The organism is Pseudomonas sp. MWU13-2105, assembly GCF_023242315.1.
In the GTDB taxonomy this organism is placed as follows: domain Bacteria; phylum Pseudomonadota; class Gammaproteobacteria; order Pseudomonadales; family Pseudomonadaceae; genus Aquipseudomonas.
On sequence record NZ_JALLIY010000017.1, the window covers coordinates 38,818 to 63,417 of the forward strand.

Consider the following 24,600-nt stretch of genomic DNA (forward strand, 5'->3'; position numbering starts at 1 on the left):
GGTCGTTTTTAGCCGCCCGACGGCAATTGAGATGAAATCAAGGATAACGCTAGCAGCCCGGGGGCGAAAGCTCTTATGAACGCTGAATGTCCCCTGTGACGAGGGGGCTTGCCCCCGTTCGGCTGCGCAGCAGTCGTAAAGCCGGCTACCTCGGTCTCCCTGATGCACCGGATTCGCCGGTTTTGGGGCCGCTTCGCAGCCCTGTGCGGCGATGCGGCGTTCCGACAAGCCCGCTCGCCACAGCAGCCCGCAAGGGCTTCATTGCAGCAACGAACCGCGCAGCGAATGCGGTTGCGCCGCGTCGATGCGCACGTCGATAAACTGGCCGATCTGCTGGGGATTGTCGCAGCGGAAGTTGACGATACGGTTATTCTCGGTGCGGCCCTGCAATTCTCCGGGGTCTTTCTTCGAATAATCGGTCACCAGAATGCGCTGGATCGTACCGACCATTTGCCGGCTGATCTCGAATCCTTGCTGGTTCAGGCGATGTTGCAGGGCGTTGAGGCGCTCTTTCTTCAGCTCTTCCGGGGTTTCGTCCGGTAAATCCGCCGCAGGGGTGCCCGGGCGCTGGCTATAGACGAAGGAGTAGGAGAAGTCGAAGCCGACGTCTTCGATCAGCTTCATGGTCTGCTGGAAGTCTTTCTCGGTTTCGCCGGGGAAGCCGACGATAAAGTCCGAACTGATGCAGATGCCCGGCACGGCGGCGCGCAACTTGCGCAGCTTGGACTTGTATTCCAGCGCCGTGTGGTTGCGTTTCATTGCCGCAAGGATCCGGTCCGAACCCGACTGCACCGGCAGGTGCAGGTGCTTGACCAGTTGCGGGACCTCGGCGTGGGCCTGGATCAGGCTGTCGGAGAACTCCAGCGGGTGCGAAGTGGTGTAGCGGATCCGCTCGATGCCGTCGACGGCGGCGACCACGCGGATCAGCTCCGCCAGGTCCGCCAGGCGGCCGTCATGGGTGGCGCCGCGATAGCCGTTGACGTTCTGCCCGAGCAGGGTCACTTCGCGCACGCCGTGTTCGGCCAGGTGGATGATCTCGGCGATCACGTCGTCGAACGGTCGGCTGACTTCTTCGCCACGGGTGTAGGGCACCACGCAGAAGGTGCAGTATTTGCTGCAACCCTCCATCACCGAGACATAGGCGCTCGGGCCGTCGATGCGCGGTTCGGGCAGGTGGTCGAACTTTTCGATTTCCGGGAACGACACATCCACCTGCGGCAGCCTGGTCAGGCGCGCGGCATCGATCATTTCCGGCAAGCGGTGCAGGGTCTGCGGGCCGAAGACCACGTCGACATAGGGCGCGCGGTCGCGAATCGCGGCGCCTTCCTGGCTGGCGACGCAGCCGCCGACGGCGATCACCATCTCCGGGTTCGCCAGTTTCAGTTCGCGCCAGCGGCCCAGTTGGGAGTAGACCCGGTCCTGGGCGCGTTCGCGGATCGAACAGGTGTTGAGCAGGATGACGTCCGCGTCTTCGGCGCGGGCGGTGACTTCCAGGGCCTGGTGTTCGCCCAGCAGGTCGACCATGCGCGAGCTGTCATACTCGTTCATCTGGCAACCGTGGGTTTCGATGTAAAGCTTCTTGGCCATGGAGATTCATCAATGTGGTTCAAAGAACCGCGCATTATAGTGGTCATCGCGCTTGCTTCCTAGCGCTGTGCGTTCGGCGGCTATGCTATAGTTCGCGCCCTCTTTTTATCCCCCGATGTGTTGCCCGCCCACCATGACCAAACGTGAAGCCCCTATCTACAAGGTGATTTTCCTCAACCAGGGCCAGGTGTTCGAAATGTACGCCAAGCAGATCTATCAAAGTGATCTGTGGGGCTTCCTGGAAGTCGAAGAATTTGTCTTTGGCGAGCGCACGCAGCTGGTGGTCGATCCCGGCGAGGAAAAGCTCAAGGCCCAGTTCGAAGGCGTGGTGCGCAGTTTCGTGCCGATGCATTCGATCGTGCGGATCGACGAGGTCGAGCGCCTGGGTACGCCGAAGATCAGCGAGGCGCGGGGCATGAGCAATGTGATGCCTTTCCCGATGCCGATGCCCGATAAATAAAAAGCCTGGGAGTTTTGTGGTGCCCCTCAAGGCCTCTTCGCGGGCAAGCACCGCTCCCACAACGCCCTGGGTCGAACTCTGATTTTGTGCGCTGCCGCAAACACTGTGGGAGCGGTGCTTGCCCGCGAAGAGGCCGGTCCAGACGCTACAGACTCAGGGAAGAGGTGAAAACGGCGTTCGCCCGTCAACCGTCTGCAGTTCCAGCAGGTATTTGCGGAATATCTGCCCCAGCACCTGGGTCGCCAGCTCCAACTGGTCACGTGGCATCTGCGCCGCGACCTCATCCGCCGTGTCCAGGGCATCTTCGGCACCGTTGACCGCCGCCATCTTCAGCACGATATAGGCCTGGACGTTATTGGCCGGCACACCCTCGCCCTTGTAGAACATGGTGCCAAGCTGGAACTGCGCCTGGGCGTGACCTTGCAGGGACGCCTGTTCGAAATGACTCAGGGCTTTGTTGAGGTCATGTTGCGGGTTTTTGCTGTCGTGATAGAACTCGCCCAACTCGTATTGCGCTTGTGCATCGCCGCCCTTTGCCGCTTCTTCACAGGCGGCCAGGGCCTCGGCGAGGTCCTGTGGCTGGGAGTTGAGGGTGCAACGACCCATCGCCGGGATCAACAACGAGTTACCGCCTGCATGTGCCAGCAGCGGCTGAAGGAGCAACAGGCAGCCCAAGGCAAGGGCGCGGCCGGTGCGGTTCATGGGAATCGACGTACCTCTGAAGGGCGGGCGGACCCGGCCAGGGGATGACTATGGCGCGCATTATGAAATAAGCGGGGGCCACCTTACAAAGTCTTTACTCGTTTTTCTGCTGCACGGGCGCTATATGCACTTGTTTTGCAAGTATCTGGGTAGGGGGCGGTAGGAAACAGGGGAAGTTTAGGCGGGAAAACCGACGTCGGCTGAAACCGACGTCGGGGACATCGCTTACTTCAGTGCGGCAAAAGCCTTTTCAGCAGCATCCAAAGTCAGCTTCAACTCGGTTTTGCCATGGGCGATGGAGGTGAAGCCGGCTTCGAAGGCACTCGGCGCCAGGTACACGCCGCCATCGAGCATCAGGTGGAAGAAGCGCTTGAAGCGTTCGGCGTCGCTGGACATCACGTCGTCGAAGGTGACGATATCGTCGGCGCCGCTGAAGTACAGGCCGAACATACCGCCGGCCTGGGTGGTCACGAACGGGATGCCGGCCGCATCGGCACGCTCTTGCAGGCCCTCGAGCAGGCGGCTGGTGTAATCGCTCAGCTCGGCATGGAAGCCGGGGCGGCTGATCAGGCGCAGGGTGGTCAGGCCGGCGGCCATGGCCAGTGGGTTACCGGACAAGGTCCCGGCCTGGTAGACCGGACCCAGCGGGGCGATGCAGGACATGATCTCGCGCTTGCCGCCGAAGCAGCCCACCGGCATGCCGCCGCCGATGATCTTGCCGAAGGTGCTCAGGTCCGGGGTAACGCCGTAGTGGGCCTGGGCGCCGCCGAGGGCAACCCGGAAACCGGTCATCACTTCGTCGAAGATCAGCACCACGCCGTGCTGGTCGCACAGGCTGCGCAGGCCTTCGAGGAAGCCCGGGGCCGGCGGCACGCAGTTCATATTGCCGGCCACCGGCTCGACGATGATGCAGGCGACTTGCTGGCCGACTTCGCCGAGCCGCTTCGCCACTGCGTCGATATCGTTGAATGGCAGGGTCAGGGTGTGTTTGGCGAAGTCCGCCGGGACGCCGGCCGAGCTCGGTACACCCTGTGTCAGGGCGCCGGAGCCGGCCTTGACCAGCAGGCTGTCGGAGTGGCCGTGGTAGCAACCTTCGAACTTGATGATGTCGTCACGGCCGGTGAAGCCACGGGCCAGGCGGATGGCGCTCATGGTCGCTTCGGTGCCGGAGCTGACCATGCGGACCATGTCCATCGACGGCACGATCGAGCAGACCAGGTCGGCCATCTCGGTTTCCATGGCGGTCGGTGCGCCGTAGGATAAACCGTGCTCCAACTGCTTGCGCACGGCGTCGAGCACGTCCGGGTGGCTGTGGCCGAGGATCATCGGGCCCCAGGAGCCGACGTAGTCGACATAACGCTTGTCGTCTTCGTCGGTGACGTAGGCGCCTTCGGCGTGTTTGAAGAACAGCGGGGTGCCGCCGACGCTCTTGAACGCGCGAACCGGCGAGTTGACGCCGCCGGGGATGTGTTTCTGGGCACTGGCAAACAGGGTTTCGGAACGAGACATGGGCAGGCTCTCAGGAGTCATGAAGTGAAGAGGGCATTGAAGGCTTGGGCGCGGCGGGTCACTTCCCGGGTGTTGTCGGCACCGAACAGGCCGTGGATCACGGCCAGCAGGTCGGCGCCGTGGGCCACCAGCGGGGCGGCGTTGTCCAGGGTGATGCCGCCGATCACCGCGATCGGCAGTTGCAGCCGCGGGCGCGCGCGTTCCAGCAGCGCCACGTCGGCGGCCGGTGCGCCGGGCTTGGTGGTGGAATTGAAGAAGCGCCCGAAGGCGACATAGCTCGCGCCTTCCCGGGCCGCCTGTTCGGCGAGTTCAAGCTGGGCGTGGCAGGTGGAGCCGATAATGGCCCGGCTGCCGAGCAGCGCGCGGGCCGGTGTCAGCGGGCCGTCGGTCTGCCCCAGGTGCACGCCGACTCCCAGCCGCGCCGCCAGCTCGGCATCGTCGTTGATGATCAGGTGGGTCTTGTAGCGTTCGCAGAGCAACCGCAGGGCCTCGGCCTCCCGCAGGCGGCGGGCCTCGTCGGTGCTTTTGTCGCGGTACTGCAGCAAGGTCACGCCGCCATCCAGTGCCGCCTCGACATAAGACAGGAACTTGCCGGCCAGCAACTGGCTATCGGTGATGGCATACAGGCCGCGTAGTTTCATCGGGTCAGCCTCGGGGTGTTGGGTCGCGCTGAAAGTTACGAGCAGAAATCCAGGGGCAGGCGTCGGGGTACGAACTGCCCCTTGCCCAGTTGCTCGGCGTCGCGCAAGGTCCGCCAGGTGTAGTTCAGGGCGGTCTGCACGGCGCTGACCAGGCCTTCGCCCAAGGCCAGGCGTCCGGCGAGGGTACTCGCCAGGGTGCAGCCGGAGCCGTGGTAGCTGCCGGGCAGGCGCTGGCATTTGAAGGTCTGGCGGCTGCCGTCGCGGCTGTACAGGCGGTTGTGGATTTCGTCTTCGTCGCCATGTCCGCCGGTGATCAGCAGGTGTTGGCAGAACGGCAGGAGTTTTTCCGCGCATTCGTCGGCGCTGCCCTCGGGCAATTCGGCGAGGATGCGCGCTTCAGGGAGGTTGGGGGTGGCAATGGTCGCCAGTGGCAGCAGGCGTTCGCGCATGGCATAGCCGACTTCGTCCTTGCCCAGGCGTCCGCCACCGCCGGCGCGCAGCACCGGGTCGCAGACCAGCGGCAGGTGCGGATGCGCCAGGAGCAGTTCGACCACGGTGTCGACCATTTCCAGGGAGCCGAGCATGCCCAGCTTGACGGCCGCCACGGTCGAGTCGTTGAGCACGGCATTGGCCTGGGCCAACACCCACTCACGGTCGAGCACGCGGAAGTCGCTGACGTTGACCGTGTCTTGCACGGTCAGCGCGGTGACCGCGGGAGCGGCATGGCAACCCTGGGCGAGCAGGGCTTCGATATCTGCCTGGAGACCGGCACCGCCACTGGGATCGTGGCCGGAGAGACAGAGGACAACGGGACGGGAGCTGTAGGTATTCATGGAGCGCGAGCTTACCACCAAACGCTTTTTTCGGGATCGTCCGCCCGGCGTTGAATTTGCGTCCTGAAGGTTTTTCCAAAGGGGCCGATAACCCTTCGTCGTACAGCCGGATTGTGTGCTGGGACGCCCGTTCTAGAGCCTTTGGATAAAATGTTTCAATGGTGTGTTTTAGCCATCAGTGGCTATGCTAGAGTGGATCCAAACGAATAACAGGCCATGAAGTTTCACGTCGTCTCAAAGGGAAGGGGGGCTCCTGACGCGACTTGATTGGCCATGCTGGGGCTGTATGCGCTATTTGCTGCTGATTTTGTTGAGCTGGCTGCCGTTGTTGGCGAGTGCAGTCGAGTTTGATGAGTCCACTCGGAGCTTGCCTCTGGGCCGGGTCATGCAGGTGTTCGAAGACGCGAGTGGCCAGGCCGACATCGCGCAGATTGCCTCGCCCGCCATGGCCGCACAGTTTCATTCGCACAACAAGGCCTCGCTCAATGCCGGCTATACGCTGTCGGCGTACTGGCTCAAGGTCGACCTGAGCTACGCCCCCAAGGACTCCAATGCCCGGCGTATCTGGTTGCTGGAGTTGGCCTATCCGCCGATGAAACACATCGAACTCTATGTGCCCGATGCCAACGGCCACTACCGCCAGGCCCAGCGCAGCGGTAATGAGTTGCCCTTCGCCAGCCGACCGATCAAGCAGAACAACTACCTGTTCGAGCTGGACTTCGCCCCCAAGGAAATCAAGACCGTCTACCTGCGCCTGCAAACCGAAGGCTCGATGCAGGCGCCACTGACCCTCTGGTCGATGCAGGCCTACCTCGAAGACGAACCGGTGCGCCTGTATGTCCTGGGGCTGATCTATGGTGTGCTGCTGGGGATGTTGGTCTACAACCTGTTCATCTACCTCAGCGTGCGCGACACCAGCTACCTCTATTACATCTTCTATATCGCCTCGTTCGGCTTCTATCAATTATCGGTCAATGGCGCCGCTGCGCAGTATTTCTGGCCGAACAATCCCTGGTGGGCCAACGCCTCGACGCCTTTTTTTATCGGCCTGGCGGGTTTCTTCGGTTGCCAGTTCACCCGCAGCTTCCTGCAGACGGCGACCCATAGTCGCTGGCTGGACCGGCTGTTGCTGCTGTTGATGACCTACAGCGCGCTGGTCACGGCGCTGTCGCTGCTGACCGGCTATGCCCTGGCCCTGCGCCTGGCGACCGTCCTGGCCCTGGCATTCACCGTAACCATTTTCGTCGCCGGGATCAGCGCCTGGTACTGTGGCTTGCGGGTGGCGCGCTACTTCATCATCGCCTGGTCGGCGTTCCTGCTCGGCGGCCTGGTCAATACCCTGATGGTGCTGGGCTACCTGCCGAACGTGTTCCTGACCATGTACGCCAGCCAGATCGGTTCGGCCCTGGAGGTCGGGCTGTTGTCCCTGGCCCTGGCCGACCGGATCAATACCATGCGCGAGCAGCAGGCGCAGACCTTGCTTGAGTCCGGGCAGAAGCTGGAAGGGCTGAACCGCGAGCTGGCCAACAGCAACCGGCTGAAGGACGAGTTCCTCGCCACCGTCACCCATGAACTACGCACGCCGATGAATGGGGTGATCGGCTCCCTCGAACTGATGCAGACCCTGGAGCTGGACACGGAGCTGGCGCAATACCAGCAGACGGCGGCCGGTTCCGCCCGGGACATGATGCGCATGGTCAACGGCATCCTGACCCTGACCGAGCTGCAGGCCGGTCGGCTCAAGGTGACGACACAGTCGTTCGGCCTGCGGCGCTTGCTGGATGGCTTGCAGGACCAGTTCGCCGGCCGCGTCCAGGCCAAGGGCCTGCATTTCGCCATTGAAGTGGATGACAACCTCCCGGACAGCCTGCATGGCGATGCGCAGAAGATTGTGCAGTGCCTGGAGTGCCTGGTGGACAACGCCATCAAGTTCACCCGCGAAGGTGGTTTGGTGCTGCGGGTGCACGGCCAGCAGGTTGCGGAGCAGCAATGGGCACTGTCGTTTGCGCTGATCGACAGTGGTATCGGTTTCAGCGACCTGGATGAAGCCACGCTCTACCAGCGCTTCTTCCAGCTCGATGGCTCGATGACCCGCGAATATGGCGGCCTGGGAATCGGCCTGGCGATCTGTCGGCAATTGATCGACTTGCTCGGTGGCCATCTCACCCATCAGTCGGAGCCGGGCATGGGCAGCCGCTTCCAGCTTGACGTGCAGGTCGAGGCGTTGATCCCGCGGGCGGTGCGCCCCTCGCCGGCGGCGGTGCGTTACCCCTATGACTGCAGCCTGTTGCTGGTGGATGACAACAACGTCAGCCAACTGGTGGTAAGGGGCATGTTGCTCAAGCTGGGGTACCGGGTGTTCACCGCGGCCAACGCCCTGGCCGCGCTCGATGTGCTGCACGGACAGGTGGTGGACGCACTGTTGCTTGATTACCCGGCGCAACCGGCGGACCAGATGTCGCTCTGTCGGCAACTGCGCGCGCTGCCCGGCGGTGCCGGACTGCCGATCCTGGCCCTGGTCAGCTCGACCGACGCCGAGGAGCGCGAGCGTTGCCTGCTGGCCGGCGTCACGGACACCCTGTACAAGCCGGTGCGTTTCGAGGAATTGAAGAACCTGCTGGCCCGTCGCCTGCTGACCTCGGTCGAGGGTGAAAGCGCCGGTACTTAGGCGTTTATGTCACTTTTTTCGCGGCGACACGCGTGATTCACTGGGTTCCCTGGCCACTCTCTGCGAAGCCACTTCTCAAAGGAGCCCGATATGAACCTCCATCAATACGCCGAAACCCATGAGGTCACCAACCAGCCGCCGGCGCTGGACGGGACCAACCTCTATCGTATCGACCTGCCGCTGCAAGAGTGGGTTCGGCGTTTCGGCGCCGCCTGGGCCGAGTCGCGGATCGAGGCCTATGGTGCACTGGCCGGCGGGCCGCTGATGGAGGCGGGTTTTCTCGCCAACCAGAACAAGCCGGTGTTTGTCAGCCATGACCGCTATGGACATCGCCAGGACCTGGTGGAGTTCCACCCGGCCTATCACGAACTGATGCGCACCGCCGTCGAGCACGGCCTGCCATCGTTGCCCTGGACCGACCCGCAGGACGGCGCCCATGTCGCCCGCGCCGCCATGACCTACCTGCACAGCCAGGCCGAAGCCGGCACCGGTTGCCCGTTGACCATGACTTTCGCCTGCGTACCGGCCTTGCGCCTGCAGCCGGATATCGCCGATCAATGGCTGCCGAGCATCCTCAGTAGCCACTACGATCCGCGCAATATCGGCATCGCCCATAAAACCGGGGCGACCATCGGCATGGCCATGACCGAGAAGCAGGGCGGTACCGATGTGCGCGCCAACACCACCCGGGCTTATCCCGTCGGTGTCGGTGGCCCGGGGCAGCCTTACGAACTGGTGGGGCACAAATGGTTCTGCTCGGCGCCGATGTGCGACGCTTTCCTGACCCTGGCCCAGACCGACAAGGGCCTGACCTGTTTCCTGCTGCCGCGGCACCGCCCGGATGACAGCCGCAACCAGTTCTATATCCAGCGCTTGAAAAACAAACTGGGCAATTGCTCCAACGCCTCGAGCGAGGTGGAGTTCCGTGGCGCCCTGGCCTGGATGATCGGCGAGGAAGGGCGTGGCGTGCCAACCATTATCGAGATGGTGGCGATGACCCGTTTCGATTGTATGGTCGGCTCCAGTGCCTTGATGCGCCAGGCGCTGACCCAGGCCAGCCATCATTGTGCCCATCGATTGGTCGGTGGCCGTGTGCTCAGCGAGCAGCCACTGATGCAGAATGTGCTGGCCGACCTGGCGCTGGAGAGCGAGGCGGCATTGGCCTTGAGCTTGCGCATGGGCCGGGCGCTGGATCGCCTGGGGGATGAGCATGAAGCGAAGTTCGCCCGGCTGGTGACGGCGGTGGGCAAATACTGGATCTGCAAGCGCGCCCCGGCAATGATCAACGAGGCCGCCGAGTGCATGGGCGGCGCCGGGTATGTGGAGGACAGCATCTTGCCGCGACTGTACCGCGAGGCACCGGTCAACTCGACCTGGGAAGGTTCGGGGAACGTGCAGTGCCTGGATGTGCTGCGTTCGTTGTCCAAGGAGCCGGGCGTCCTTGAAGTGCTGTTCAGCGAATTGGGCGACGGCCATGGCGACAAGCGCCTGGCCCGGCATATCGAGCAATTGAAGCTGGCGTTTACCGACACCCACGATATCCAGTACCGCGCCCGGCAACTGACCGAGGACATCGCCCTGGCATTGCAGGCCAAGTTACTGCTGGAGGCCGGCAATGCCGAGGTCAGCGACGGCTTTATCGCCAGTCGGCTGGAGGCCGGGGGGCGGGTCTACGGCACCTTGCCTCGTGGGGTGAATGTCGAGGCGATTGTTGCCCGCTCGACGCCGCGGGGTTTCTGAGGGACGCCCGGATATTTGAGAGTTTGCCCGGATATTGTGGCAAGCCCGCTCGCCACCGGGTTGTGGCGGTGAACTATAACCCGCTGTTCCCGTCCGACGATGTTGCAGGCAAGATGAAGGTCTGCAACATCAGAAGACAGGATGCTCTCCGTGACCGAAGCTTTTATTGTCGTGCAATCCCCCGAACAAGCCGTGGACCGTCTGGCCGAACTCCACGAGCGAGCCACCAGCGCCCTGAGCCAGGCGCTCAAGCGTTACCTCAAGGACCGCGTCGAACCCGACGCCGGGCAACGTGCCCTGTTCCGCTACCCCGAATTGCGCCTGACCTACACCTACCAGGGTGAAGTCCCGGCTACCACCCGGGCCTACGCCAAGGTCCAGTTGCCGGGCACCTACAGCGTCACCGTCACCCACCCGGCGGCGTTCCGCAAATACCTGCTGGAACAACTGGTGCCGCTGATGCGCGACTTCACCGTGACAGTGGAAGTGGGCGTCAGCGAACAGAACATCCCGTACCCTTACGTAGTCGAGCAGGGCGATGAACTGGCCGGCTCCGGCGTTACCGCTTCGGCCCTGGCGCGGGTGTTCCCCAGCACCGACCTGTCGGCCGCCACCGATGACATCGCCGACGGCCTGCACGACTGGGAAAACACCTCGCCCTGGCCCCTGGCCCTGTTCGACGCCGCCCGGGTGGATTTCTCCCTGCGCCGCCTGGTGCATTACACCGGCAGCGACTGGCGCCATGTACAACCCTGGATCCTGCTGACCAACTACCACCGCTATGTCGACCAGTTCATCCTGCATGGCCTGCAACAGCTGCGTGATGATCCGCGTTTCGTGCGCATGGTGTTGCCGGGCAACGTGATCATCGACCAGAGCATGGACTACGGCGAGGCCCAGGCCGTGGCCGCCGGGGTGGTCTGGCACCGCTACCAGATGCCGGCCTACCACCTGCAGGCGGCCGATGGCCATGGCGTGACCCTGGTGAATATCGGTGTCGGCCCGTCCAACGCGAAGAACATCACCGACCACCTGGCGGTGCTGCGTCCGCACTGCTGGCTGATGATCGGCCACTGCGGCGGCCTGCGCCAATCCCAGACCATCGGCGATTACGTGCTGGCCCACGCATATATGCGCCGCGACGGGATTCTCGACCGGGTGGTGCCGCCGAATATCCCGATCCCGGCCCTGGCCGAAGTGCAGATGGCCTTGCAGCAGGCCGCGGCGAACGTCACCGGCGAACGTGGCGATGATTTGAAGAAGCGTCTGCGCACCGGCACCGTGCTGACCTACGACGACCGCAACTGGGAGCTGCGCTGGGCCCAGGAGCGGCCGTTGATCAACCTGTCCCGCGCCGTGGCCGTGGATATGGAAAGTGGCACCATCGCGGCCCAGGGTTATCGCCTGCGGGTACCGTATGGCACCTTGCTCTGTGTTTCGGACAAACCGTTGCACAGTGAAATCAAGCTGCCGGGCTCGGCGAACGCGTTCTATGAGCGCGCCGTCAGCCAGCATTTGAAGATCGGCATCGCGGCGGTGGACCTGCTGCGTACCGAGCTGCATTCGCTGCACTCGCGCAAGCTGCGCAGTTTTGACGAGCCGCCGTTCCGCTAAGGGGGCGGATTTTTAGCGATCTTGAGGGCCTATTCGCGGGCAAGCTCCGCTCCCACAGTTGGATGCCGATCACAAGTTTTGTGTACGACACGAAACTAATGTGGGAGCGGAGCTTGCCCGCGAAGCTTTTGGCGGCCTTGAGAAGGTAGTAGCCAATGAGTCTGTGGACGCGCTTCTGGAAATAATGGCCGGCACGCCCTAGCATGGCGGCTCCTGATCCCCAGATGTCCTCCTTGCCATGTCTCGTCCACCCCGTCCCGTTGCGCGCCGTTCGGCCGCGAAAGCTCCTGTCGCGCCGCGTCGGGTTGCCAAGGCCCCGCCGGCCGAACCCAGGCTGCTCCTGTTCAACAAACCCTTCGATGTGCTGACGCAGTTCAGCGATGGCGAAGGGCGCGCGACCCTCAAGGATTTTATCGACGTGGCCGGCGTCTACCCCGCCGGTCGGCTCGACCGCGACAGCGAGGGCCTGCTGTTGCTGACCAATGACGGCCAACTCCAGGCGCGCATCGCCGACCCCAGGCACAAGCTGGCGAAAACCTATTGGGTGCAGGTCGAGGGTGTGCCGAACGCCGAGCAGATCGAACGGTTGCAAAAGGGCGTGGAGTTGAACGACGGCATGACCCTGCCCGCCCAGGCGCGGCAGATCGACGAGCCCGAGCTCTGGCCGCGCAACCCGCCGGTGCGGTTTCGCCAGAGCATTCCCACTGGTTGGCTGGAGTTGATCATTCGCGAGGGGCGTAACCGCCAGGTTCGACGCATGACGGCGGCGGTGGGATTGCCAACCTTACGCCTGGTGCGAGTGCGCATCGGCGATTGGACCCTGGACGGCCTGGATCAAGGTCAGTGGCGGGAAGTGCCGGCGCGCTTGTAGCGGGCCGCGGTTTTACAGCGACCCGGACTCGATCAGTCCGATCACCACGCTCTTGACCACAAACGCGAAAATGCCCAGTCCCAGGACGAAGAACAGGATAAAGGTGCCGAAGCGCCCGGCCTTGGATTTTTTCGCCAGGTCCCAGACGATAAAGCCCATGAAAATAATCAGGATGCTGACTAGGCCGGTCATCATCCATTCTTCGAAAACAGCAGGATCCATCGAAACCTCTCAAGCGCCAGCGGGGTGAAAGCCGTCCGATTATACGCCACTGGCGGTAGCGCATCTGATCTCGGGCAATAAAGCACTCTATCGGTCAACCGCGGGCCCGTAGGAGCCGAGCACGCTCTACTCCTACAGCTGATCGCGGCCGTAGCGATCAGTTGCGCAAATGGGTCAATGGCAACTCCGTGCTGTTGAGTACCTGGTTCAGCACAAAGCTGGAGCGCACGCTGGTCACTCCTTCGATGCGCGTCAGGTGCCCCAGCAACAGTTTCTGATAGTGATCCATGTCCGGCACCACCACTTTCAACTGGTAGTCGGCGTCCATCCCCGTCACCAGGCTGCACTCCAGCACCTGCGGCAGGGTGCGGATCGCTGCCTCGAAGTTTTCGAAGCGCTCCGGTGTATGCCGGTCCATGCCGATCAGCACATAGGCGGTCAGGCTCAGGCCGAGCATCTTGCGGTCGAGCAAGGCCACCTGGCGGGAGATATAACCGTCGTCCTCCAACTGCTTGACCCGCCGCGAACAGGGCGACGGCGACAGGCCGATGCGCTCGGCCAGCTCCTGGTTGGAGATACGGGCATCGCGCTGCAATTCCGCCAGAATGCTCAGGTCGTATCGGTCGAGTTTGCTCATCGTCAGGGCCTTTCCAAGAACTATTGCGGCAAATTATCTATCTGAAGTCAAAAATTGCGCAAGTCATGTTTATTTGAGCAATGTTCGCAATCCTGTGCCGCAGCTACGAGCCTATGCTTATCACCAGAATCACTGCCCGGACAAGTGTCCTGTCTCGCAAGCACGTTCACATTCGAGACAGACACCCCAGTCCACTGCGGCCCGCCGAATCAGGCCAGCCGCGGCCGACAATCCCACAGGGTTGCGCCGGCCACCGGGCTACACGCTGTCCAGAAGACGGTGTGAGGTGAGCCGGCGTCAAAAGCGTCGAGCACGGACGAAGTTCTCAAGGGGAGGCCGACGGGTCTCCCTTTTTTAATGGGCGAAAAATAAGTTGCGCGGCTGGTAGAGTGTCATAGAACCGGAATCCGCTTTCCCAGTCTTATGGTTAAGCCCTGAACCGCAGTGAGGAATGGAATGAAATCGCGCATCTGGCGTCTGGCAGGTGTTGGCTTGCTCTGTATGAGTGTTGGTGCGCAAGCGCTGGCAGAAAACCAGGGTGAAGATAATCAGAAACATGAGGGTGAACATCGCCCTGAAGGTCGTCCGGGAGGCAACGAGGGGCGTCCGCAAAACAATCAACCGCGTCCGCCGCCGCCGGCCCCGGCTCCACGGCCACAAGCGCCGGAAGTCCGCCCCCCGGCCCCGGCTCCGCGGCCACAAGCTCCCGAAGTCCACCCCCAGGCACCGCGTCCGCCTGTTCCTGCGCCTGCGCCTCAGGTTCGTCCGGAAAACAATCAGCATTTCGAGCGGCACGACCAGAACCCCGGCGGCCAATGGCAAGGCCGTCCACCGCAGAACGAGCCGAATCAGGCGCCGCGTCCGGCACCACAGAACAACCTGCCGATCCAGCCTCACCCGGACAGCGTACGCCAGACCCAGGAGCCGTTGCGTGGCAACTATTCCGATATCCCGCGGCGCAACGGCAACAACCCGAACTGGCAGGGCGGCAACAATAACAACCGTCCCGGTGGCAACTTCGAGCACCACGACGATCGTCGCTGGCCGGGGCGTCCCGATGGCCACGGCAACGGTTGGGGGCCTGGTCCGCAATATCGGCCCGGCTACGTGGTCGACCGTTTCCCCGAGCGCAATTGGCGTGTGCCTTATCGTGGCCAGGACTATTTTTTCTCCGGTGGTTACTGGTATCGCCCGCAGGGGCCACGTTACATAGTGGTCGCTCCGCCACGAGGGATTCGCACCTCCTACCTGCCCGACTATGCGCGGGAAGTCTGGATCGGTGGCTCGCTGTTTTTCCTCGCCGCCGGCGCCTATTACCTCTACCAGGAAGATACCCAGGACTACGTGGTGGTCGATCCGCCGGCCGCGGCGCCGCAGGTGGCGCCCGAGCCGCAAGGCAATGGCTACGATGTGGTGGCGTATCCGGCCAACGGCCAGAGCCCGCAGCAGGTCCAGCAGGATGGTGAGGATTGCTATCGCTGGGCGGTGCAGCAAAGTGGCTTCGATCCGGCCAACGTGACCTACGCACCGGCACCGGCGGTGGTCCAGGCCTACCGCCAGGCCCAGGGCAACTGCCTGAGCAGTCGCGGTTACCAGGTCAACTACTAAGCGCTCATCGGCGCGGCTTCAGCACTTCCCGCGGGTCGGCGTGCACCAGCACCTCGGCCTGCGGGTAGGCGGCATGGATGGCATCGGCGGCCTGGTCACTCAGGCCGTGGGCCACCGACAAGGTCAACTCTCCCGGCAGCTCCAGGTGCAACTGCACGAACCAGCGGTTGCCGGAGATCCGCGTGCGCAGGTCATGGGCGCCCAGCACCCCGGGCACGCTACAGGCCAGCTCCAGCATGTGCTGGCTGATGTTCGGCGACAACTCCTCGTCCATCAGCACGGCGAAGCTTTCGCGGCCGATCTGGATCGCACTCCAGAGGATATAGACCGAGATTCCCAGGCCGAACCAGGCGTCCACCTGCGGCCAGCCGAAACCCGCGAGCACCAGCGCCAGCAGGATGCTGCCGTTGAGCAGCAGGTCCGAGCGGTAGTGCAGGGAGTCGGCGCGCACGGCGGTGGAGCCGGTCGCGCGGACCACCTTGTGCTGCAACAGCAGCAACCCGGCGGTCAGGATCAGCGACAGCACGATCACCCCGATACCGATCCACGGCGCGCCGATCGGCTCCGGGTTTTTCAGGCGCTCGAACGCCTGGATCGCGATCAGCACCGCACTCACCGAAATGAACAGCGCCTGGGCCATGCCCGACAGGGATTCGGCCTTGCCGTGCCCGTAACGGTGATCGTTATCGGCCGGACGCAGCGCGTAGTACACCGCCAGCAGATTGAGAAACGAGGTGACGCCGTCGAGCAGCGAATCGGTCAAGCCCGCGAGCATGCTCACCGAGCCGCTCAGCCACCAGGCGATGGCCTTGGTCACGATCAGGGTGCAGGCCACCGCCATCGACGCCCGGGTAGCCAGGCGTAACAGGCGGGCGTGTTCCGGGCTGCTGGTCATGAGCGCGGCGATCCTCGTTCAGTGGTCCCAGACTCAGGCCGCGGGACGCAGATTGTACATCGCCAACTGTTGCAGGTTGCCTTTTTGCTGGATCAGGCGTGGGTCGTTCAGCGGCAGGGTCTGGTGCAGTTCGCTCTGGAGAATCGCCTGCAACTTGAGCTTGTCGACCTGGCCATCGGCGGTAATAGCCTCGTGGAGTTTTTCCGGGGCGATCTGCGCGGTCTTGCCATGGGGCAGGTAGATGGCGCCGGTGGCGAAGTCGATGCCGAACGCCACCAGGCCGGGGATGACGAAGAACAGGATGCCGATGGCATCGAGGCCGGCGATCAGCGGGTCGATCCGCCCTTCGATCTGACCGCGACGGTCCGGGTAGAAAATCGAGCCACAAGCGCTCAGTTGGGTCAGCAGGGTAGCAGCCAGAACGGTGCCGATAACACGGGAAGCAATACGCATGGATATCTCCTGAAGGAAACGTGAAGCCACTGGGGCCGCGTCTGGATCAGTTGTTAAGACCACGATTAAGACCGGGCAGTTCGCCGTTATACCCGGCTCTTTGCTTGGGAGCCACCCTGAATGCGTTGCTGCTTGATGAAGTATTGCCGGCTTTGTACCCGGCACCGGGTCAAGCGCTGATCAAGGTGTTCGACAAGGCTTTCGCGCATGGCCGCTGAATGTCGCCAATCTTCAATCATTCGTGCAAAGCCTCCAACTGCTGCGGGGCCTCTGGCCACCAGGATCGACGCATCTCAGCTGATCGCCGCCCTGGACCTGGCTGCCCTCTGGAAATTCGCGCGTGGAGCGAGAGCAACGCCAACGAGGCGCGCAATACCGTGCATGTCTGCGATGAAGTGGCGGGCATGCCCCGGGAGCTGCATCGGCTGATTGCGCACTTCAAGGTCTGAGCCGCGTGCCCTTTAGCTTGGGAGGCCGGTCGGGTTCGCCGTATAATTCACGGTCAGCCTGGGAGCCACCATGAATTCGTTGCCGATTGATGAAGTATTACCGGCGTTGCGCCAGGCCTTGAGCGAACGCCATGAGGCGGTACTGGAAGCGCCGCCCGGTGCCGGCAAGACCACGCGGGTGCCGTTGGCGCTGCTGAACGAGCCGTGGCTGGCCGGGCAAACCATCCTGATGCTCGAACCCCGGCGCCTGGCGGCCCGGGCGGCGGCCGAGCGGCTGGCCAGCGAACTGGGGGAAAAGGTCGGCGAAACCGTCGGCTATCGCATCCGCCTGGAAAGCCGGGTCGGCCCGAAGACGCGCATCGAAGTGGTCACCGAAGGCATTCTCTCCCGTCGCCTGAATGATGACCCGGCCCTTGAGGGCGTCGGTCTGGTGATCTTCGACGAATTCCACGAACGCAGTCTGGATGCCGACCTGGCCCTGGCCTTGAGCCTCAATGGCCGTCAGATGTTTCGCGACGAGCAGCCGCTGAAGATCCTGCTGATGTCCGCCACGCTGGAAGGCGAACGCCTGGCCGGGCTGCTGGACGACGCGCCGGTGGTGCGCAGCGAAGGGCGCATGTTCCCGGTGAGCCTGCGCTGGGGCCGGGCCTTTCAACCCGGCGAATTTATCGAACCACGGGTGGTGCAGACGGTGCACGAGGCGCTGGATGCCGAACACGGCAGCCTGCTGGTGTTCCTGCCGGGGCAGGCGGAGATCCGTCGTGTGCATCAGCAATTGGAAGAGAGCTTGGGCGCACGGGCCGATGTGCTGCTGTGCCCGCTGCATGGTGAACTGGATCTCTCGGCGCAGCGCGCGGCCATCGAACCGGCGCCGGCCGGCAAGCGCAAGGTGGTGCTGGCCACCAACATCGCGGAAACCAGCCTGACCATCAATGGCGTGCGGGTGGTGATCGACGCCGGGCTGGCGCGGGTGCCGCGCTTCGATCCCGGCAGCGGCATGACCCGTCTCGATACCCAGCGTATCTCCCGGGCCAGCGCCACCCAGCGCGCGGGCCGTGCCGGACGGCTGGAACCGGGGGTGTGTTATCGGCTGTGGTCCGAGGCCCAGCATGAGCAGTTGGCGGCCTACGGCAGTGCGGAAATTCTCCAGGCGGACCTCGCCGGGCTGGCCTTGCAACTGGCGCGCTGGGGCGTGGCGCCCGGCGAGTTGGTCTGGATGGACGCGCCGCCCGCCGCCGCCTATGCCCAGGCACAGGAGCTGTTGCAGCGGCTTGGGGCGTTGGTTGGCAAGACAGGCGCCGAGTACGCATTGACGAATCACGGTCAGGCCATGGCCGAGTTGCCGGCGCATCCGCGTATCGCCCATCTGTTGTTGCGCGGCCAGGCGCTGGGGCTGGCGTCGATGGCCTGTGATGTCGCTGCACTGCTGGGTGAGCGGGATATCCAGCGCGGTGGCGGAGCCGACCTGCACACGCGCTTGGCCTTGCTGGCGGGTGAGGAACGGGCGGCACGTGGTGCCCAGGGCGGTGTGCAGCGTGCACGGCAACTGGCGCGGCAGTATCGCGGCTATTTGCGCGGTGCGGCGAGTACCCCGGTGACCGACCCGGATCATCCGCGCTGGTTGGGAGCCCTGTTGGCCCTGGCGTATCCGGATCGGGTCGCGCAACAGCGCCGCGAGGGCAGCGCGGAGTATCGACTGGCCAACGGTCGGGCGGCCTTGTTCAGCGAAACCGATAGCCTGATGAAACAGCCCTGGCTGGTGGTGGCCGACCTGGGCAGCCGGCAGGGCCAGCGTGAAGAGCGTATCTACCTGGCGGCGGAGTTCGATCCTGGCCTGTTCGATACGGTGCTGGCCGAGCAGGTGAGCACGCTCGACCAACTCGACTGGGACGAGCGCGAAGGCGTGTTGCGGGCCGAGCGCCAGCGCAAGGTCGGCGAACTGATCCTCGCTCGCGAACCCTTGACCGGGTTGGACGAGGCGGCGCGCAGCCAGGCGCTGGTCAACCTGGTCCGACGCAAGGGCCTGGAATTGTTGCCCTGGACCCCGGAGCTGCGCCAATGGCAGGCGCGGGTGGCCTTGTTACGCCAGCTGGACCTGGACGGACCGGGAAAGAGCGAATGGCCGGATGTCAGCGACAAGACTTTGCTGGCGACCCTGGAACAGTGGCTCAAACCGTATCTGGGGCGGGTCTCGCGGCTCAGTCATTTCGCCAATCTGGAACTGGCCGGGATCCTTCACAGCCTGTTGCCCTGGCCGTTGCCGCAGCGTCTGGAGGAGTTGGCACCGCACCATCTGAACGTGCCGTCGGGTTCGTCGATCCGCCTGGACTACAGCGAGCAGCCGCCGATCCTGGCGGTGCGCCTGCAGGAGTTGTTCGGCCTGGCCGAGACACCGCGGATTGCCGGCGGTCGCCAGGTGGTGAAGTTGCACCTGCTGTCGCCGGCTCGCCGTCCGGTGCAGGTGACCCAGGACCTGGCGAACTTCTGGCGCAGTACCTATGCCGAAGTGAAGAAGGATCTGAAGGGGAGGTATCCCAAGCATTATTGGCCGGATGATCCCTTGGTGGCTGAGGCGACCGCCAGAGTGAAACCGCGGAAAATATAATGGCTTGAGCCATCCTGTCCGAAGAACCGGATCAGCGCCGCGTCGCCTGAGCGGTCACGGGCGCCCCAGGCGCCCGCAACGCTTCTCTCTCAGCTGCGTTTGCAGGTTCGGATGCCTAGCAGGGTATAGACCGGGCAGAAACTGAAAACGCCAGTGGCCAAGGGTACCAGGCCGATCCAGCCCCACAAGCCGATCACACCGGACAGACTGAGGCCAATGAGCAGCAGGCCAACGGCGATGCGCAGACTCCGGTCAATGGTTCCAAGGTTTGCTTTCATGGCGACCTCCCGATCAATGGCTGCGCCGGGTCTCCAGCGCAGTAAACAGCAAGATGCCGAGCCGCGTGAGCAACAGCCACGCGATAGTGCCGCCCGGCGATGAACAACGTCAGTTTGACCCCATTCAAGTCCTGGCAGATGACATAGGACAAACTCCATTGATTTCTGTCCTGGGCCAAGTGGCCCTGGGGATCGGGCTGCGTATCCCCGGACAAGCGCTGGGCTGCCAATGACTGCCATCCTGGAAATTTGGCAGTGTATTGATCTGCCAAAAGCTCACGGCTTTCACTGGGTTGAATGTGTAAGTCATTGTTATTAAACAATAAAATTATATATCTCGAATTGGCATACGCTGTGCTATCACTACAGGCATGACATTTTCCGACAAACGACTGCGGCGTTATCTGCTCACAGCAGTACTGATCAAGCTGATAGCGCTGACGGTACTGTGGTGGCTGTTCATCCGGGATTCGCGCGTGAGCGTCGATTCGAACACCATCAGCGACAGGCTTGGCGTACCCACCTCGACTCAATCGGCTCAAGGGGCAAGTAAGTGATATCAGAACAACTGGTGGATTTGTCACGGCTGCAGTTCGCAGCCACTGCGCTTTACCACTTTCTTTTTGTACCTCTTACCGTTGGCATGGTGTGGCTGCTGGTCATCATGGAAAGTGTCTATGTGATGACTGGGAATGTTATCTGGAAAGACATGACGCGCTTCTGGGGCAAGCTGTTCGGCATCAACTTCGCCCTGGGGGTGACGACAGGTATCACACTGGAATTTCAGTTCGGGACCAACTGGGCGTATTACTCGCACTACGTCGGCGACATCTTCGGTGCTCCGCTGGCTATCGAAGGCATGATGGCGTTCTTCCTCGAATCGACCATGATCGGCCTGTTCTTCTTTGGTTGGGATCGTCTGAAGAAAGAGCACCACTTGCTGGTCACCCTGCTGATGGCGGTGGGCACAAACCTTTCCGCGTTGTGGATCCTGATCGCCAATGGCTGGATGCAGAATCCGGTGGGGTCGGAATTCAGTTACATCACCATGCGTATGGAGATGGTCGATTTCTGGGCGGTGCTCTTCAATCCGGTGGCGCAGGCCAAGTTTGTGCACACCGTCTCGGCGGGTTACGTCACCGGTTCGATGTTTGTGCTGTCGATTTCGAGTTGGTATCTGCTCAAGAATCGCGATGTCGAGTTTGCCAAACGTAGTTTCCGGGTGGCGGCTGCCTTCGGTCTGGCATCGGTGCTGAGTGTGATCGTGCTGGGGGACGAGTCGGGTTACACGGTGGGGGAAGCACAGCAAACCAAGATGGCCGCCATGGAAGCCATGTGGGAAACCAAGCCGGCGCCAGCCGGCCTGACATTGCTGGCCAGCATCAACGAAGCCGAGTCGAGAAATAACTGGGAAGTTGAAGTGCCATGGCTGATGGGCCTGATCGGCACCCGCTCGGTCAGCAAGCAGATTCCAGGTATTCATGACATCAAGGAAAAGAACCGCGCTCGCATCCTGCGTGGCATCACCGCGGTCAATGCGCTTGAAGCGTTGCGCGCGCATCGTGACGATCGGGCCGCTTTGCAGCGGTTTGAAGAATATAAAGCCGACCTCGGTTTCGGCCTGCTGCTTAAAAAATATGTCGAGGACGTCAACCAGGCCACGCCGGCCATTATAGAAAAAGCCGTAAACGATACCGTGCCGCGCGTGACCCCGATGTTCTGGGCATTTCGGATCATGGTGGCGCTTGGTTTCAGCATGCTGGTGCTGTTCGCCCTGGCCTTCTGGAGCACCTTGAAGTCGACCTGCACACGACGCCGTTGGTTGCTGCGCTGGGCACTGCTCATGCTGCCCGCGCCATGGTTGTCCTGCGAACTGGGCTGGTTCGTCGCTGAGTACGGCCGTCAACCCTGGACGATTTACGGCGTGTTGCCGACCCACATGAGCGTCTCCACGCTCAACGTCAACAACCTGTATGGCTCGCTGGCGGGATTCATCGTTTTCTACACCGTGCTGCTGGTGGTCGAAATGTTCCTGATGGTCAAGTTCGCCCGTCAAGGTCCTGGCAGTCTTGGTACCGGCCGTTATGCCCACGATGCCCATTTGAAGGAACTCCATCATGCTTGATTACGCCACCCTGAAAGTCATCTGGTGGGCACTGGTTGGCGTACTGCTGATCGGCTTCGCCATTATGGACGGCCACGACATGGGGGTCGGCACGTTGTTGCCTTTTGTGGGCCGCAATGACATGGAGCGGCGCGTGGTGATCAACACCGTGGGGCCGCATTGGGATGGCAATCAGGTCTGGTTCATTACCGCGGGCGGCGCCTTGTTCGCGGCCTGGCCAGTGGTCTATGCCACGGCATTCAGTGGTTTCTACTGGGCGATGATCCTGGTCCTCTGGGCGTTGTTCTTCCGTCCGGTGGGCTTCGACTATCGCAGCAAGATCCACAATGCCAGCTGGCGCAGCACTTGGGACTGGGGGCTGTTTGTCGGTGGCGCGGTGCCTCCGCTGGTGTTCGGGATCGCGTTCGGCAACCTGTTGCAAGGTGTACCGTTCCACTTCGACAACTACCTGGTATCCACGTATACCGGCAGTTTCTGGCAACTGTTGAATCCTTTCGCGCTACTGAGCGGCATCGTCAGCAGCGCAATGATCACTCTACAGGGCGGCACGTACCTGGCGCATCGCACTGAAGGGGCTATCCAATCCAGGGCAATCAAGGGCGCGGTGGCTGCGGCGATCGTGCTGGTGTGTTCATTCCTCGTGGCCGGCATCTGGCTGCAATCGATCGATGGCTATCGCATTACCTCGGTAGTGGATACCGCCGGGCTGCCGGATATTCTTGGCAAGTCGGTCGTGCGCGAAGCCGGGGCCTGGATGGCCAACTATGCTCATTATCCTTTGCTGTGGCTGTTACCCGCGCTGGGCCTGGCTGGGGCTGCGGGTGCCGCGATGCTGTTGATAACGCGGCATACCCTTTCGGCGTTTGTCGCCTCATCGCTTGCGGTGATCGGGGTCATCTGCACGGCGGGCGTCTCGATGTTTCCGTTCGTCATGCCGTCATCATCGATGCCGGCTGCGAGCCTTACCGTATGGGACAGTGTCTCCAGTCACTTGAGCCTGGCCATCATGTTCTGGGCCGCGTTGATCTTCATGCCACTGATCGTGCTGTATACCTCGTGGGCGTATCGCGTCATGCGCGGCAAGGTGACCGTTGCACAGATCAAAGCCAACGAACATTCAGCCTACTAGGGCCAGCAGAGGAGCAAAGAACATGTGGTATTTCGCCTGGATGCTGGGAGTGGGTTTTGCATTGCTGCTGGCGATATTGAATGCAATGTGGGGCGAGAACGAAGCGGGTCGGGCCTTGAGCGACAGTGATGAGGCGCAGTCCTGATGCCGCAGCTCGCTGATGCGCAGGCGTCCTCCCGAATTCGTTGGCCGAGTTTGCTGGTCGCTGTTTCGATCATGCTTGTCTGCACGCTCTATCCGCTCATCATGGCGGCCCCCGATGGGAAAGCCGATCATGTCCTGGCCGGCGCACTGCTGGTTGCCATGAGCGCGGCTTTTGTCAGGGGGGTGGGTTTTGTCCCGCAAATGCGTGTCTGGCGTTGGCTGTTCTCAGGCTGGACCTGCTTGGCGGCGCTTGCGATTGCCGGCTGGGTGAAGTTCCTGCATTGAGTCCTGACCGGCGCCGCAGCCGGCGCCCATCAGGCAGAGCCCGTTGTCGGCGGTTATTGCGCCGCCGGTAACAGAAACCGCGCCAGCACTGGCAGATGATCGGAAATCGTCAAGCTATCGTCCTGGCGTACCCGGGCCTCGATCCGCTTGAGCTTGGAACTGTAGAAAAAGTAATCCAGGGTCCGATCCGGCCCGCTGACGTCGGGATCGTTCGGGTAAAACGTCAGCCACTGCTCACGGTCGATGCCGCTGGCTTCGTTGTTGCTCGGGATCATCGGGTACTTGTCCCACAGCAGATGCAGCTCACTGTCCGCCGAGTAACCGCCGCGCAAGCGTGGCGGCAGGCGCAGATACTGGCCCAGCGGCAGCAGGTTGAAATCGCCGCCGATCAGCCACGGCGTGCCCTGGCTTTCGAACTTGTCGAGCAGTTGCAGGGTTGTCCCTGCTTGCCTGAGTTGGGTGTCGTTCTGGGCATAGGCGCCCAGTTGCGTATTGACCACTGCCAGCTGTCCGCCATCGCTCAGCGGCAGGTAGTTCACCAGCAGCGCCGGCCGGGGCTGGAACTGCCGTTTGAGCAGATTGCCCGGGGACAATGGCAGTTGCTGGCGCTCGGCGTGTTCGACCTGATAGCGACTCAAGGTCGCCAGCTTGCGCCCGACACTGCCGAAAATATGCAGGTTCGGGACAAAGTCGGCTTTCCAATCGAACGCCTGGGAGCTGCAGGGGTACAGGTCCGCCAGACGCTCCTGGAGCAATTTCAACTGATCCTGGTAGGCGCTGGCCTTGGCGTTTTCGTCGACTTCCTGCAACAGCACGATATCCGGCTGCTCGTCGCGGATCACCCGGGTCACCTCGTCCAGGCTGAAGGCCATGTCTTCAGGGGTCGGACGTTCGTCCGGGCCGCTGCCGTCGGGCAGGTCGTACCAGAACACGTAGCGTTTTCCCGCCAGGTACTGGAGGTTCCAGGTCATTACCTTGAGGGCCTGGCCCGGGACCAGCACCGGGGCCCCGGCGGTGCAGCGCACCGGCAGGGTTTCGCGCTCTTCCGGACGCCAGGTAAGGCTGTAGACCAGCAGGGCGGTGAGGCCCGCGACAATCAGCAGGCCGGCCACCAGGTAACGTAATAGACGAGTCATGGGCCTCGG

At 62.6% G+C, this 24,600-nt stretch carries 23 protein-coding genes; 12 read left to right on the plus strand and 11 right to left on the minus strand.

Annotated elements, in window-relative coordinates; translation table 11 throughout:
- Positions 1-258: 258 nt before the first annotated feature.
- Positions 259-1,587, minus strand: coding sequence for a tRNA (N6-isopentenyl adenosine(37)-C2)-methylthiotransferase MiaB (miaB, locus tag M5B96_RS23500; protein ID WP_248799393.1), 1,329 nt, complete (start codon positions 1,585-1,587; stop codon positions 259-261).
- A 133-nt stretch (positions 1,588-1,720) separates the two neighbouring features.
- Here miaB and M5B96_RS23505 point away from each other — a divergent pair, with 133 nt between their 5' ends.
- Positions 1,721-2,047 carry a DUF1820 family protein gene (locus tag M5B96_RS23505; protein WP_103495828.1) on the plus strand — a complete coding sequence of 109 codons (327 nt, stop codon included), beginning with the start codon at positions 1,721-1,723 and terminating at the stop codon, positions 2,045-2,047.
- 153 nt (positions 2,048-2,200) lie between these two features.
- Here the strand turns inward: M5B96_RS23505 and M5B96_RS23510 are convergent, their stop codons facing one another.
- From M5B96_RS23510 to M5B96_RS23525, 4 genes are all read right to left on the minus strand, one after another.
- Entirely contained in the window at positions 2,201-2,749 is a 549-nt protein-coding gene (locus M5B96_RS23510; protein ID WP_248799394.1) for a tetratricopeptide repeat protein, read from the minus strand.
- Between the two features lie 225 nt (positions 2,750-2,974).
- A complete protein-coding gene (gene hemL, locus M5B96_RS23515; protein WP_248799395.1) occupies positions 2,975-4,258 on the minus strand; it encodes a glutamate-1-semialdehyde 2,1-aminomutase in 1,284 nt (427 codons plus the stop codon).
- A gap of 17 nt (positions 4,259-4,275) precedes the next feature.
- A complete protein-coding gene (gene thiE / locus M5B96_RS23520) occupies positions 4,276-4,899 on the minus strand; it encodes a thiamine phosphate synthase (protein WP_248799396.1) in 624 nt (207 codons plus the stop codon).
- Positions 4,900-4,934: 35 nt separating this feature from the next.
- Complete coding sequence (locus tag M5B96_RS23525; RefSeq protein ID WP_248799397.1) at positions 4,935-5,732, minus strand: hydroxymethylpyrimidine/phosphomethylpyrimidine kinase; 798 nt, start codon at positions 5,730-5,732, stop codon at positions 4,935-4,937.
- A 286-nt stretch (positions 5,733-6,018) separates the two neighbouring features.
- Between M5B96_RS23525 and M5B96_RS23530 the strand changes: the two genes are divergently transcribed.
- The 4 genes from M5B96_RS23530 (at position 6,019) to M5B96_RS23545 (ending at position 12,625) form a co-directional block, all read left to right on the plus strand.
- Complete coding sequence (locus tag M5B96_RS23530; RefSeq protein WP_248799398.1) at positions 6,019-8,400, plus strand: hybrid sensor histidine kinase/response regulator; 2,382 nt, start codon at positions 6,019-6,021, stop codon at positions 8,398-8,400.
- Between the two features lie 90 nt (positions 8,401-8,490).
- Positions 8,491-10,140: an acyl-CoA dehydrogenase family protein gene (locus M5B96_RS23535; protein ID WP_248799399.1), complete on the plus strand. Its 1,650-nt coding sequence runs from the start codon at positions 8,491-8,493 to the stop codon at positions 10,138-10,140.
- 141 nt (positions 10,141-10,281) lie between these two features.
- Complete coding sequence (gene amn / locus M5B96_RS23540; protein ID WP_248799400.1) at positions 10,282-11,754, plus strand: AMP nucleosidase; 1,473 nt, start codon at positions 10,282-10,284, stop codon at positions 11,752-11,754.
- A 238-nt stretch (positions 11,755-11,992) separates the two neighbouring features.
- Positions 11,993-12,625 (plus strand): pseudouridine synthase, encoded by a 633-nt coding sequence (locus M5B96_RS23545; RefSeq protein ID WP_248799401.1) that lies wholly within the window; start codon positions 11,993-11,995, stop codon positions 12,623-12,625.
- A 12-nt stretch (positions 12,626-12,637) separates the two neighbouring features.
- Here M5B96_RS23545 and M5B96_RS23550 read toward each other — a convergent pair whose 3' ends face one another.
- Positions 12,638-12,847 (minus strand): DUF2788 domain-containing protein, encoded by a 210-nt coding sequence (locus M5B96_RS23550; protein WP_191486313.1) that lies wholly within the window; start codon positions 12,845-12,847, stop codon positions 12,638-12,640.
- 157 nt (positions 12,848-13,004) lie between these two features.
- Entirely contained in the window at positions 13,005-13,484 is a 480-nt protein-coding gene (locus M5B96_RS23555) for an Lrp/AsnC family transcriptional regulator (protein WP_042934386.1), read from the minus strand.
- Positions 13,485-13,940: 456 nt separating this feature from the next.
- On the opposite strand from M5B96_RS23555, the gene M5B96_RS23560 reads away from it, so the two are divergent.
- Entirely contained in the window at positions 13,941-15,092 is a 1,152-nt protein-coding gene (locus tag M5B96_RS23560) for a DUF6515 family protein (protein ID WP_248799402.1), read from the plus strand.
- A gap of 4 nt (positions 15,093-15,096) precedes the next feature.
- On the opposite strand, the gene M5B96_RS23565 is transcribed toward M5B96_RS23560, so the two are convergent.
- Positions 15,097-15,987 carry a cation diffusion facilitator family transporter gene (locus tag M5B96_RS23565; RefSeq protein WP_248799403.1) on the minus strand — a complete coding sequence of 297 codons (891 nt, stop codon included), beginning with the start codon at positions 15,985-15,987 and terminating at the stop codon, positions 15,097-15,099.
- Between the two features lie 33 nt (positions 15,988-16,020).
- Entirely contained in the window at positions 16,021-16,440 is a 420-nt protein-coding gene (locus M5B96_RS23570) for a polyribonucleotide nucleotidyltransferase (protein WP_248799404.1), read from the minus strand.
- A 519-nt stretch (positions 16,441-16,959) separates the two neighbouring features.
- Between M5B96_RS23570 and hrpB the strand changes: the two genes are divergently transcribed.
- Entirely contained in the window at positions 16,960-19,494 is a 2,535-nt protein-coding gene (gene hrpB, locus M5B96_RS23575) for an ATP-dependent helicase HrpB (RefSeq protein ID WP_248799405.1), read from the plus strand.
- Between the two features lie 89 nt (positions 19,495-19,583).
- Here hrpB and M5B96_RS23580 read toward each other — a convergent pair whose 3' ends face one another.
- On the minus strand, positions 19,584-19,772 hold the full coding sequence (locus M5B96_RS23580) for a DUF2892 domain-containing protein (protein WP_248799406.1): 189 nt from the start codon (positions 19,770-19,772) through the stop codon (positions 19,584-19,586).
- 371 nt (positions 19,773-20,143) lie between these two features.
- Here M5B96_RS23580 and cydP point away from each other — a divergent pair, with 371 nt between their 5' ends.
- Genes cydP through M5B96_RS23600 form a run of 5 tightly spaced genes read left to right on the plus strand, consistent with a single transcriptional unit; the run spans position 20,144 to position 23,455 of the window.
- Positions 20,144-20,329, plus strand: a complete 186-nt coding sequence (gene cydP / locus M5B96_RS32820; RefSeq protein WP_412548644.1) for a cytochrome oxidase putative small subunit CydP — start codon at positions 20,144-20,146, stop codon at positions 20,327-20,329.
- Entirely contained in the window at positions 20,326-21,897 is a 1,572-nt protein-coding gene (locus M5B96_RS23585) for a cytochrome ubiquinol oxidase subunit I (protein WP_248799407.1), read from the plus strand. The genes cydP and M5B96_RS23585 overlap by 4 nt, the downstream gene beginning before the upstream one ends.
- Positions 21,890-23,026 (plus strand): cytochrome d ubiquinol oxidase subunit II, encoded by a 1,137-nt coding sequence (gene cydB / locus M5B96_RS23590; RefSeq protein WP_248799408.1) that lies wholly within the window; start codon positions 21,890-21,892, stop codon positions 23,024-23,026. The genes M5B96_RS23585 and cydB overlap by 8 nt, the downstream gene beginning before the upstream one ends.
- A gap of 22 nt (positions 23,027-23,048) precedes the next feature.
- Positions 23,049-23,171 carry a cytochrome bd-I oxidase subunit CydX gene (cydX, locus tag M5B96_RS23595; RefSeq protein WP_248799409.1) on the plus strand — a complete coding sequence of 41 codons (123 nt, stop codon included), beginning with the start codon at positions 23,049-23,051 and terminating at the stop codon, positions 23,169-23,171.
- Positions 23,168-23,455 carry a cyd operon YbgE family protein gene (locus M5B96_RS23600; protein ID WP_248799506.1) on the plus strand — a complete coding sequence of 96 codons (288 nt, stop codon included), beginning with the start codon at positions 23,168-23,170 and terminating at the stop codon, positions 23,453-23,455. The genes cydX and M5B96_RS23600 overlap by 4 nt, the downstream gene beginning before the upstream one ends.
- Positions 23,456-23,508: 53 nt before the next feature.
- Here M5B96_RS23600 and M5B96_RS23605 read toward each other — a convergent pair whose 3' ends face one another.
- Entirely contained in the window at positions 23,509-24,591 is a 1,083-nt protein-coding gene (locus M5B96_RS23605; RefSeq protein ID WP_248799410.1) for an endonuclease/exonuclease/phosphatase family protein, read from the minus strand.
- Positions 24,592-24,600 lie beyond the last annotated feature (9 nt).

Bases quoted from the DNA above. Each gene is read 5' to 3' on its own strand.
- miaB (WP_248799393.1), bottom strand. From the start codon at position 1,587: ATGGCCAAGAAGCTTTACATCGAAACCCACGGTTGCCAGATGAACGAG.
- M5B96_RS23505 (WP_103495828.1), top strand. From the start codon at position 1,721: ATGACCAAACGTGAAGCCCCTATCTACAAGGTGATTTTCCTCAACCAG.
- M5B96_RS23510 (WP_248799394.1), bottom strand. From the start codon at position 2,749: ATGAACCGCACCGGCCGCGCCCTTGCCTTGGGCTGCCTGTTGCTCCTT.
- hemL (WP_248799395.1), bottom strand. From the start codon at position 4,258: ATGTCTCGTTCCGAAACCCTGTTTGCCAGTGCCCAGAAACACATCCCC.
- thiE (WP_248799396.1), bottom strand. From the start codon at position 4,899: ATGAAACTACGCGGCCTGTATGCCATCACCGATAGCCAGTTGCTGGCC.
- M5B96_RS23525 (WP_248799397.1), bottom strand. From the start codon at position 5,732: ATGAATACCTACAGCTCCCGTCCCGTTGTCCTCTGTCTCTCCGGCCAC.
- M5B96_RS23530 (WP_248799398.1), top strand. From the start codon at position 6,019: ATGCGCTATTTGCTGCTGATTTTGTTGAGCTGGCTGCCGTTGTTGGCG.
- M5B96_RS23535 (WP_248799399.1), top strand. From the start codon at position 8,491: ATGAACCTCCATCAATACGCCGAAACCCATGAGGTCACCAACCAGCCG.
- amn (WP_248799400.1), top strand. From the start codon at position 10,282: ATGCTCTCCGTGACCGAAGCTTTTATTGTCGTGCAATCCCCCGAACAA.
- M5B96_RS23545 (WP_248799401.1), top strand. From the start codon at position 11,993: ATGTCTCGTCCACCCCGTCCCGTTGCGCGCCGTTCGGCCGCGAAAGCT.
- M5B96_RS23550 (WP_191486313.1), bottom strand. From the start codon at position 12,847: ATGGATCCTGCTGTTTTCGAAGAATGGATGATGACCGGCCTAGTCAGC.
- M5B96_RS23555 (WP_042934386.1), bottom strand. From the start codon at position 13,484: ATGAGCAAACTCGACCGATACGACCTGAGCATTCTGGCGGAATTGCAG.
- M5B96_RS23560 (WP_248799402.1), top strand. From the start codon at position 13,941: ATGAAATCGCGCATCTGGCGTCTGGCAGGTGTTGGCTTGCTCTGTATG.
- M5B96_RS23565 (WP_248799403.1), bottom strand. From the start codon at position 15,987: ATGACCAGCAGCCCGGAACACGCCCGCCTGTTACGCCTGGCTACCCGG.
- M5B96_RS23570 (WP_248799404.1), bottom strand. From the start codon at position 16,440: ATGCGTATTGCTTCCCGTGTTATCGGCACCGTTCTGGCTGCTACCCTG.
- hrpB (WP_248799405.1), top strand. From the start codon at position 16,960: ATGAATTCGTTGCCGATTGATGAAGTATTACCGGCGTTGCGCCAGGCC.
- M5B96_RS23580 (WP_248799406.1), bottom strand. From the start codon at position 19,772: ATGAAAGCAAACCTTGGAACCATTGACCGGAGTCTGCGCATCGCCGTT.
- cydP (WP_412548644.1), top strand. From the start codon at position 20,144: ATGACATTTTCCGACAAACGACTGCGGCGTTATCTGCTCACAGCAGTA.
- cydB (WP_248799408.1), top strand. From the start codon at position 21,890: ATGCTTGATTACGCCACCCTGAAAGTCATCTGGTGGGCACTGGTTGGC.
- cydX (WP_248799409.1), top strand. From the start codon at position 23,049: ATGTGGTATTTCGCCTGGATGCTGGGAGTGGGTTTTGCATTGCTGCTG.
- M5B96_RS23605 (WP_248799410.1), bottom strand. From the start codon at position 24,591: ATGACTCGTCTATTACGTTACCTGGTGGCCGGCCTGCTGATTGTCGCG.